Below are 10,412 nucleotides of genomic sequence, written 5' to 3'. Positions count from 1 at the left end.
TGTAATGCATAGGGTTAGCTTTCAAGAAAGTACAGCGTTCCGCGCACTAAACACACTATGTTGGCTGTGCTTAGGATTACTACTGGTGGGCTGCCAACCAGATGAACAGTCTAACTCTGGGGAGGTGCAACAAAGTGCACAGCACAGTACTGAACAGCTGACCCGCCATAAGCAGGAATGGCAACGTTTTAACGATATTACCGGATTCGAGGTCACATTATCACAAGCACCTCAGCGTTTGGTGGTACTCAGTGAAATGGATCTGGATATGCTGTTAGCACTGGGTATTACGCCAGTAGGTACAACAGCAGGTCGTGGACAACCTGGTATTCCACGCTATTTAGCACAATATCAGCAGTTACAGGATATTCGCCTGGTTGGGCGGCTAGGACAGCCTAGCCTGGATGAATTGGTTCAACTACAGCCAGACCTGATTTTAGTAGGAGGGGTCATTAACCCTCAGCAGCTAAAGCAGTTAAGGAAAATTGCACCTACTGCAGTGAGTTATCAGTCTACTGATGATTGGCAGACAGCATTACAGCGAGTGGCAGGTTGGCTTAAGAAAGACGCTACCGCTACTCAGTTTATTCAGGATTATCAACAACAGGTTCAGTCTATTCGTCAGCAGCTTGGTGATCAGCAGCAGGCGACAGTAAGTGTCGTACGCTGGAATCCTCAAGGGCCTGGATACATGTTGCAAGATGCCTTTGTTAGCCATGTATTAGCTGATCTTCAGTTACAGCGGCCAACAGCACAGCGTCAGCCTGGACCTGGACACTCTCCACCTTTGAGTCTGGAGGCGTTGTCTTTAATTGATGGTGACTGGTTATTTGTGGGGACATTGACGGTTTCTGGTAAAGCAGTGGATGCCATGCAGACGATGCAGCAGATGCCCGTTTATCAGTCATTAAAAGCGGTACAGAATAAGCAAGTGGTTAATGTAGATGGCTCACTATGGACCAGTGTGGGTGGACCTTTAGCGGCAATGGCCGTACTCAAGGATGTGGCGGATAGTATGACACCCAAGTCATAAGGTTTTCGTCCATGTCCACAGAAAAAGCCGTTGATCGTTCTCTGATGACACAGCGCTCAGCTTTCTGGCGCTGTTTTTTAGTGTTAAAGCAGTTATTGGGTTTATCGTCCAGAGACCATAGCTCGTGGGCCAACCGACTGCTGCTGGTTTTCCTGGTGAATGGCGTGCTTATTGTTGCTTCCATGTTAGTGGGGGCGGGCTATATCAGCTTACAGGATAGCCTGTCATATCTCAGGTCATTAGTGATAGCGCCAGCGACTATCCAGCCTGCTGAGCAGTTGCCAGCCACAGTCTCTGTGGTGATGGAGACGATTCGTTGGCCAAGGACGCTGGCGGCAATATTAGCTGGAGGCAGTTTAGGTTTGGCAGGAGCGCTGATGCAACGTATTACCCGTAACCCGATTGCCGAGCCGGGCCTGTTAGGCATCAATGCTGGCGCTGCACTGGGGGTGGTGGCGGCTATTGTGTTCTTTGCTGCAGAAGCGGGCTTTCCTTATATGGTCGGAGCTTTAATCGGTGCACTGGCTGGGAATATGGTTATTGTCTTTGCCAGTCATCGTGTGCAGGCACCGATATCGCCCTTACGTTTGGTGCTGGTGGGGATTGCTGTTAATGCAACAGGCCAGGGCCTGACAGCCATGCTTTTGCTAACCAAGCAAACGGTTTTTGATCAGTTTCGATTTTGGATTTTGGGTTCATTAGCCGGCATTGAACTGGACCGGGTACTTGCTGTTTTGCCCTTTACCATAATAGGGATAGTGGTGGCGTTGTTATTAGTCAGGCCGTTGGCAGCATTACAATTAGGGGATGCCAGTGCGACGGCAATAGGTCATCACCCGAACCGGACTCGACTCGCATTATCGTTGGTTATTGCTTTGCTAGCAGGGAGTGCGGTGGCTTTGACGGGTCCCATTGCTTTTCTGGGGTTACTCGCGCCATTTTTAGCCCGCATGTTAGTGCGTGAGTCTACCCAGGGTTTGCTATTAATGGCCTTTGGCTTGGGCAGTGCTTTACTGCTAGCCATGGATATTTTAGGACGCTGGATAATGCAACCTTTTGAAATGCCTGTAGGCAGTATGCTGGTTGCTGTGGGAGCGCCACTGTTGATTTGGTTAGTGAGGAGTAAACGGCTCCAGCCGATGATGGTTCCAGGAGGGCGGCGTTCATGAGTCGCTCTCATTCAGTTGCCACGAAGGATACAGGTCGTGCTGGCAGGCAACGATTAAAAAGTATAAATATAAAAAAAATAGATTGTGCTTGTCTGCACTTTGCTCAATGGACGGTAACCTTCTCCAAGCGGGCTTTCTATCTTCACTTGCTGCTGTGGCTATTATTACTCGTCGCAAGCCTCTTTACCCTGATGCAAGGTTCGGTAGCCATCTCCTTTGGTGATTTTTGGTTGTTGTGTCAGGGAGCAGGGCAGTCGGCTCACCAACTCTTAGTGTGGGATATCCGCTGGCCCCGGTTATTAGCAGGCGTGTTAACGGGGGTTGCGCTAGCGGCGGCAGGTACCTTGTTACAGCAAATTACGCAGAACCGCTTGTCTTCACCAGAAGTATTGGGGGTGAATGAAGGTGCCACATTTTTATTATTATTGGGGTTACTGTTAAGTCCCTTGAATATACTGGGACCCTGGTGGTTAGCACCACTAGGAGCAGTGTTAGTGGGAATTATACTGGCCTTTTTGGCAGGGGGGATTGGAGGACGTGGCTATCAAATACTATTGGTTGGCGTAGCCCTGGCCTACTTTACCAGAGCACTGAATGACTTGGTGATTTCCAGGGCGACAGCCCAGCATGCCAGTGCAGTGCATAGTTGGACTTTAGGCAATTTAGCCAATAGTGATTACACCGAGCTGATGCCGGCCAGCTTACTGCTGATGCTCTGCCTGGTGAGCGCGTTCGGCGTAGCTTGGCACTTACGGTTATTTAAGTTCACTGAACCTCATGTCCAGTCCTTGGGTGTTAATGTTCGTCAAGTCCAGTTTATGGCCTTGGCCTTAGCATTAGTAATGGCTGGCCTTGGTGTGGGGATTGGTGGGCCTATCAGTTTTGTGGCGATTGCTGCCCCTATTTTAATTTCTCGCTGGTTACCCCCTCATGTACTAGGGCTCGGTAATAGCTGTTTGTTGGGAGGTATTGTCGTGATAGTGGCAGATACCTTAGGGCGTATCGTGTTAGCACCCAATGAAATTCCTGTGGGGGTTGTGACCAGCTTGCTGGGTGGACCTTTTTTGTTATGGGTTTTGTTGCAGGAAAAGGAAGTAAAACGTTGATGGCTGTTGCAATTCATGTCGAGCAGTTACAGGTGAGTTATGGTGATTATCTTGCCGTTAATAATGTTGATCTTCAGCTTAAAGCGGGCGAAGTGACTGTAATTGTGGGACCCAATGGTTGTGGTAAGTCAACCTTGTTGCAAAGTATGGCGCGTTTACATCGTCCCCAACAGGGACGTGTTTTAGTGAATCGTCATGATATTTGGCAGGCGCGACCCGCGCAGGTTGCAAAACAGTTGGCCCTCTTGCCTCAGACGCCAGAAGCTCCCGGCGAAATGTCGGTGTTAACGTTGATTCAATTTGGCCGTCACCCACATCAAGGGCTATTTCGTCAGTGGTCCAGCGATGATGAGCAGGCAGTCGAGGAAGCAATGGCCAAAACCGGAGTGACAGATTTGGCTACTCGCTCATTGCATGCGTTATCCGGAGGTCAGCGTCAGCGTTGCTGGTTGGCAATGGTCTTAGCGCAGCAAACACCTGTCGTATTATTGGACGAGCCGACCAGTATGCTAGATCCTGGTCATCAGTTGGAAGTATTGCAATTAGTCAAAGGATTAGCTCGACAGGGTAAAGCCATGGTATTGGTTTTACATGACTTGATCGCGGCAGCCCGTTTTGCCGATCATTTGGTGGCAATGCGGGCAGGAAGCGTTATTGCTAGTGGTGCCCCGCGGGAAATTTTAACCTCAGAGCTGGTTAGGCAACTGTACGATATTGAAGCAGATATTTTGCTGTCTCCTGATGATGAGGTACCTGTGGTGGTAGCCAAAGCACTTACTGCTAGGGAGGTGGCTTAATGCTTAAAGAAAGGCATAAGCCAGAGGACAATGCGTCTTTAACGCGTGCTGCTGCATTAGCGATGATTGGTGCAGATCAGTCGGTAAAATTCACAGGTCTTATTCCTAATAGCACAACAAGCACTTTATTTTCAGGTGGTTGTCACTATAAGGTGCAAGATGTTTATTTATCAGCATTTTCGCAGTTAGGTATCACATTACCTGATGGCTTAAACAAAGCGGTATTAAAACGTCAAATTGAGTTTATGGCGGGCCGTTATAGTGCACAACAGGCGTTGTATACCTTAGGCTTTAAGCAGCCGGTGATGATTCCCATAAATAGTGACCGAAGTCCATGCTGGCCTGCAGGCATCATTGGATCTATTACTCATAGTGAGCATATTGCTCTGGCTGTAGTCGCTAACTCAAAATATGTAACTGCACTCGGAGTTGATTTAGAAAAAGAAATTACACTTTCCGTTGCAAGGGATATTGCTAAGCAAATTATCTCATTGACGGAACAAAACAATTGTGCAAAATGGGGCTGTCCATTTAATTGGTTTTTAACCCTGGCTTTTTCCGCCAAAGAAAGCCTTTACAAAGCAATATATCCACACATAAATCAGTTTTTTGGTTTTGATGCAGCAGAGCTCATCGCACTAAATACAGTAGAACAATCCTTTCTGCTTCAGCTAACGCAGAGTTTATCTGAAAATTATCAAGCGGGTGATTGTTTTCAAGGTACATATACATACCAGAATGGTTTTATTTGTACGCTGATTATGTGTGTAAAAAATAGTTAATTCATTTATACCCATCGCTATGGGTATATGATTAAAAAAAGATACCCTAAAATCATTAGGGATAAAATATAATTTATCCGTGAAAGCCTGAGTTACAGACATTTTTTAGCAGTTAATTGCCGGGTCGCCACTGCCTTATCTGGTTAGACATGATGAAAGGTAGAAGTGCGAAAAAAGGCTCATGTCAAAGAAGTTGATGGTGCTTATGTCGTCTAAAACAGGTAACTCAGTTCGTATGTCTCCTGTCGCCCTTGCTGTAATTGCGACGGTGGCTAACCAATCTGCAATGGCCAATAAGGCTAATGATGAAACTTTACAGCTGGATAAGTATGTCGTTACTGCAACACAAACTTCCCATGAACTAACCACTGCGCCAGCATCGATGTCAGTGATTACAGGTAAAGAGTTACAGGAAACACCTGTATCAGATATTAGTGATGCTATACGACATACTGAAGGTGTTCATCTGGAGCAAAAAGGTGGTAATGGTCGTCGTGGAATTAATATCCGGGGGCTGAGCAGTGCGTATACACTGGTTTTGGTTAATGGCCGTCGCGTTGACTCTAATGTGACATTGATTAGGGGTAATGATTTTGATTTATCAACAATCCCTGTTGACCATATTGATCGTATAGAAATTGTACGTGGTCCTATGTCTGCACTTTATGGCTCAGAAGCCTTAGGTGGGGTGGTCAATATCATTACCAAAAAGGGCACCAATCAGTTTGAAGGTAATGCCAGTATTGATTTTTCATCACCATTTGGTAGTGATGGGGGGAATGAAACGCGCAACAGTGTCAGTCTAAGAGGCCCACTGGTTGAAAATAAATTATTCTACAGTTTAAGTGTGGATGCTCAACACCGTGATGCCTGGACACCTTATCAGGATGACCCTTCTACAACGAATGCCCAGGAAGATAAGTTATCGCCTATTGAGAAAAAAGAACTGTACAGTGTGGCAGGTAACTTAAACTGGAAAATAAATGATCAGCAAACGTTGGATTTAGATATCACCCATAATAAAGATGAGCGTGATGGTGAATTTTTACAGCGTAATAAAAACAGCATTACTGATCAGGAAATACGTCGTTATACTTATGGTTTAACTCACTCTGGTCAATGGGCATGGGGTGATTCCCAGCTACGTTATTATCGAGAGGATATGAACTTTACCGAGCGTGGTGCTTCAGGGGCAGGTAAAATGGAGCAAACCAACCAAACCGTGGATGGTTTTGTTTCTAAACTGTTTGGTGATCACTTGGTGACAACGGGGGCTGAATACCGTCATACCGAACTTGAAAATTCGCGGGATTTTAAAACCTCTGGTGAAGCCACTGTTTCTCAAAAAGCGGTATTTCTTCAAGATGAGTGGTTGATTAACCCCGAGTGGTCATTCACCTTAGGTGGTCGTCTGGATGACCATGAATATTTTGGAACCCATTTTTCACCCCGTGGTTATTTAGTGTATACGCCAACCGCAGCGTTAACCATTAAAGGGGGCGTGGGTAAAGCTTTTAAAGCACCTTCTTTATTGCAGTTGACTGAGGAATATCGATTAAAAAGTTGTGGTGGTAGCTGTTTTTTACGGGGTAATCCAAACTTAGAACCTGAAGTGGCCACCAGTTATGAGTTGGGTATTAATTACCAGCAGCCAGGTTGGCATGTGGGTGCAACAATATTTAGGACGGATATTGATGACTTGATTCAGCGCCAGTCCAGTGCACAAATAGTAGGTGACACAATCACTTTTGAAAATGTGGATGCGGCCCGCATTGATGGCTTAGAGCTAAGTGCTGGGGTGGATTTAACAAGCACAGTTTCTCTAAGTGCAAACTACACTTATACCGATGCTCGTGATAAAAACACCGATGAAATACTTCATAAACGTCCTCGTGAAAATGCTAACCTGCGTTTAGATTGGCAGGTAACGGATGCGATGGGCGCGTTTGTCAGAACCCATTATGTCGGTGAGCAAGAAGACTCAATCAGGAGGAAAGGTGATGTTGATTTGCAAGGCTATGCACTGACGGATATTGGTATGACATATCAGCTCACCAAAGACTTGCAACTAAGGACAGGTATTACCAATATTGAAGATAAAACCCAGGGCTATGATTCAGACTATGGGTTTTCTGAGCGAGGGAGAACGATTTATGCTGGGGTGAGTTTATCGTTTTAATTATACCTGTCGCGCGTGAATCAATTTGAACTTCTTAAATATGTTTGCTATTGCAAAATGTTCGCTGGGATGGAAAAGGCTGGATTATTTCTGCTGAACCATTTGCCGCAAGGAAGCGGCAACTGAGCCTCCAGGGAAGGATATACGGCGTGTTCAGCAGAGATATTCCTGGCTTTGGAATCAGGCTAACTTCACTCAATTATTTTTTATACCCATCACAAATGTATTGCTAGCTTTTGTTACGGTGGTCTCTTATTTACTCATCCCTTGATAACTGTACCTAAAAATAAATTGGTATTGGGACTATTTCAGAGTTACAAAAAAATACTATGAATTTTAATAAAGATATTATTGTTGTCTCAGGAGCAGCCAATGGTATTGGTTTAGCTACGGTAAATCATCTACTGGACACGGGAGCACATGTTGTTGCACTAGACAATGACAAAGCTGCACTTAATGTACTTTCTGAAAAAAAATGGCTGAATAAGTTAAACCTTTATACTTATCAGGTTGATGTTTCCAATAGTCACGAAGTTGAGCAGGCTATTCAGCATGTGGAGGAAAATATTGGCGCTATTAATAAATTAGTGTGTTCGTCGGGTATTTTGCGAATGGGCGCTTTAAATACCTTAAGCGATGAAGACTGGCATAGCACTTTTGCAGTGAATACAACAGGTGTTTTTAATCTTTGTCGTGCGGTAACGGTAAGAATGCAGCAACGACAATCAGGTGCTATTGTGGCTGTCAGTTCTAACGCGGCTTCTGTACCAAGAGCTAATATGGGTGCTTATGCAGCTTCGAAAGCCGCAGTCACAAGTTTTATTAAATGTTTAGGGTTAGAATTAGCGGCTGCGAATATTCGTTGTAATATTGTGTCGCCAGGCTCTACAGATACGCAAATGCAGCGGCAACTATGGACAGATGACTCAGGTCCGCAACGAGTTATTGACGGGGATTTAGCAAACCATCGGTTGGGTATTCCGTTACAAAAAATCGCAACGGTAGATGATATTGCACAAGCGATTTTATTTTTATTATCTGATCAGGCTCATCACATTACAATGCATGATTTGCGTGTTGATGGTGGTGCTACTCTGGGGTGCTAAAAAACACCTTTGTCCAAAGTCTGCATAACACTCGCCGAACACGCCGTTAATCCTTCCCTGGAGGCTTGGTTGCCGCTTCCTTGCGGCAAACAGTTCTGCGTGCGTTACCCAGCCTTTGTCTTGTCAGTGGCGTATATTGCATTGACACAACATTTAAAAGCTACTTTTCTTCTTGTAAGTCTTGTCAGCGGTGTATTCTTATGTGTAATGGTCCTGGGGTATTAACGACAGCGTTGATAATCCAGCTTATACGTTATATTTGCAGCACCTTCATCAATATGAATAATTGAATTTTTGCCTCTAACGGCTAAACGAAGTCTGGCTTTTAAATTAGCGGACTGTTCTCCACAGCGAGTATATGGCGTTTTACCTTCTGATATTAAAACAATATCTTGAGTGCTGCCGTAATCATAATAATAAGAACGTCGAGTTTTATGCTCTCGATGATTATTCAGCTGTCTTCTAATCGTTACTTTTGCTGCGCCATGGCTATTAAACTGAGCAGTGCCTTCAACACCTAAGCTTTTAAATCCTACGCGATAGCCTGTTGGAATTTTGATGGGGATATCTATGGTACAAATGCTAATAGCCTGGCCTCGACCAGAAGCTTTCGCATAGAATTGACTAAAAACTATGTCAATTGTACCGTCATCATTCGCATCAATAATAGTGCCACTTTTTGAGCAATAGCTTAACCGCCGCTTTGTAAAACGATTACGAGTTGGTGGCGGCTCTGCATGCTCTCCTACGTTTTCACCTCCAATGGTGACATTGCCAATTTCAGGTGTAAACGCTTCAGCCATCAGTGAAAATGTGGCAAGAGCACATGCAAAAAGTGACTTATAAACAACCATTAACCTACTTCCTTAATTGCTGTAACTACTGACTATTCCTATTTAAAAAAATACTACACTTAGAATGGTTTTATACATCTTCAGGCAGTGGGCAATCTTCAAATGTCACTGGTGGGATAGTAACTTGGTCAACACGTGTTGTTTGGCTTGATGTTAAGGCAACAGTGGGATCAAGATTGCGGGTATTGAGAATAATAGAGAGTTTTAAATAACTGGTTTTTCCGCAGGGTGTCATTTCTTCAGCAAGTCCTTTTTTTAATAACATTTCGCCACTTGCTGTACCATTAAACTCCCAAATGGATGCGGGACCTACATCACCGGCATAACGATAACGAAGGCTAACAACAGTTTTACTATTTTCACTTATATTGACATTACCTTTGACAATAGCTGGAGGGATAATGGCTTGCTTATTAGCAGGAACATTAACCGTATATTTCAGCAGGCAAACAGAACGATCTTCGTTTATCTCAGCATCGATTACTGTTTTTAATTCAGTAAATGATACGTTGATATTACCCGTTAACTCATCGTAACTTAGGGCTGAGCCTGTTTCACAACCTTTACCTAGTAATTTTATGTCACTGATAATGCCGTCGCTAAAAGAAAAGTGTGTTCTTTCATTTGCGTAACTTTGGGCACTAGTGGCGAGTACAGTAAGTAGAATACAACTGTACTTAATTAAATCTTTATACGACATTGTATTTTACCCTTCTAGTATCCCTGTAAAAGATTGAAATAAGGCCAGCAAATGCTGGCCAGAAAACAAGTTAGTTGTGCTTTAGAATTAGTTTTGGCACTGAACCATTTGATAGCCGTAGGTGACAACAGCATTGCTGCCAGCTGCTTCGTCAATCACCACACGTCCATTTTTAGCTTCTAAAGTAACAGAGGTTTTAAAGGTAACATCTTGACCACAGGGGCTGTAAGAATAGCCTGCAAAGTCTTTTCTAATAACTAGGTTTTGAGTGAAATCAGCAGGATAAAACTCCTGAATAGCTGCATTACCTGTAGTACCGGCTAAACGGTGACGTAAAGTAATCAGTCCTTTACCTTGGTCATTGATTTCAGCCGTACCCTCTAGGCCTACACGACTAATCGCAATTTGGAAACCTGCTGGCACTCGAATAGGAAATTTAATAACACAGGTTTTACGAACACGATTTAAGGTGTATGACTCAGCAAGAGGCTGGTCGTCAAAAATGATATCAAATGATTTATCAGGGTTTGTATCTACGAAGCCAGAACATCCCCCAAGAAAACGAACTTTATCAGGATCAATGCCAATGTTGCTATCAAATGCCATGGCTGAAGTTGATAGAGCTAAAGCAGATACTAAAGCTAGCGTTTTCATTATGCTACTCCTTGTTTTTATAATACTACTCT

Annotated in this window: 10 protein-coding genes; 7 read left to right on the top strand and 3 right to left on the bottom strand. The window is 44.2% G+C overall.

Annotated elements, in window-relative coordinates:
* Positions 1–4: 4 nt before the first annotated feature.
* The 7 genes from KHS79_RS20860 (at position 5) to KHS79_RS20830 (ending at position 8,172) form a co-directional block, all read left to right on the top strand.
* Positions 5–1,033 (top strand): ABC transporter substrate-binding protein, encoded by a 1,029-nt coding sequence (locus tag KHS79_RS20860; protein ID WP_212721643.1) that lies wholly within the window; start codon positions 5–7, stop codon positions 1,031–1,033.
* A gap of 11 nt (positions 1,034–1,044) precedes the next feature.
* Positions 1,045–2,202 carry a FecCD family ABC transporter permease gene (locus tag KHS79_RS20855; RefSeq protein WP_212721642.1) on the top strand — a complete coding sequence of 386 codons (1,158 nt, stop codon included), beginning with the start codon at positions 1,045–1,047 and terminating at the stop codon, positions 2,200–2,202.
* Positions 2,199–3,308, top strand: coding sequence for a FecCD family ABC transporter permease (locus KHS79_RS20850; RefSeq protein ID WP_212721640.1), 1,110 nt, complete (start codon positions 2,199–2,201; stop codon positions 3,306–3,308). Before KHS79_RS20855 ends, KHS79_RS20850 begins: the two co-directional genes overlap by 4 nt.
* Positions 3,272–4,105 (top strand): ABC transporter ATP-binding protein, encoded by an 834-nt coding sequence (locus tag KHS79_RS20845; protein WP_233468536.1) that lies wholly within the window; start codon positions 3,272–3,274, stop codon positions 4,103–4,105. Before KHS79_RS20850 ends, KHS79_RS20845 begins: the two co-directional genes overlap by 37 nt.
* Entirely contained in the window at positions 4,105–4,887 is a 783-nt protein-coding gene (locus tag KHS79_RS20840; protein WP_212721637.1) for a 4'-phosphopantetheinyl transferase family protein, read from the top strand. The genes KHS79_RS20845 and KHS79_RS20840 overlap by 1 nt, the downstream gene beginning before the upstream one ends.
* 205 nt (positions 4,888–5,092) lie before the next feature.
* Positions 5,093–7,066, top strand: coding sequence for a TonB-dependent receptor domain-containing protein (locus KHS79_RS20835; RefSeq protein ID WP_212721622.1), 1,974 nt, complete (start codon positions 5,093–5,095; stop codon positions 7,064–7,066).
* Positions 7,067–7,395: 329 nt separating this feature from the next.
* On the top strand, positions 7,396–8,172 hold the full coding sequence (locus KHS79_RS20830) for a 2,3-dihydro-2,3-dihydroxybenzoate dehydrogenase (protein WP_212721603.1): 777 nt from the start codon (positions 7,396–7,398) through the stop codon (positions 8,170–8,172).
* Between the two features lie 221 nt (positions 8,173–8,393).
* Here KHS79_RS20830 and KHS79_RS20825 read toward each other — a convergent pair whose 3' ends face one another.
* From KHS79_RS20825 to KHS79_RS20815, 3 genes are all read right to left on the bottom strand, one after another.
* Entirely contained in the window at positions 8,394–9,026 is a 633-nt protein-coding gene (locus tag KHS79_RS20825; protein ID WP_027708723.1) for a DUF4360 domain-containing protein, read from the bottom strand.
* A gap of 70 nt (positions 9,027–9,096) precedes the next feature.
* A complete protein-coding gene (locus tag KHS79_RS20820) occupies positions 9,097–9,726 on the bottom strand; it encodes a DUF4360 domain-containing protein (protein WP_027708724.1) in 630 nt (209 codons plus the stop codon).
* Positions 9,727–9,813: 87 nt separating this feature from the next.
* Complete coding sequence (locus KHS79_RS20815) at positions 9,814–10,380, bottom strand: DUF4360 domain-containing protein (protein WP_027708725.1); 567 nt, start codon at positions 10,378–10,380, stop codon at positions 9,814–9,816.
* Positions 10,381–10,412: the final 32 nt, after the last annotated feature.

Origin of the sequence: Zooshikella ganghwensis (assembly GCF_018263875.1) — a bacterium.
GTDB classification, from domain to species: domain Bacteria; phylum Pseudomonadota; class Gammaproteobacteria; order Pseudomonadales; family Zooshikellaceae; genus Zooshikella; species Zooshikella ganghwensis.
The sequence above is the reverse complement of the archived record's forward strand: the minus strand, read 5'-3'. Positions and strand labels throughout refer to the sequence as shown.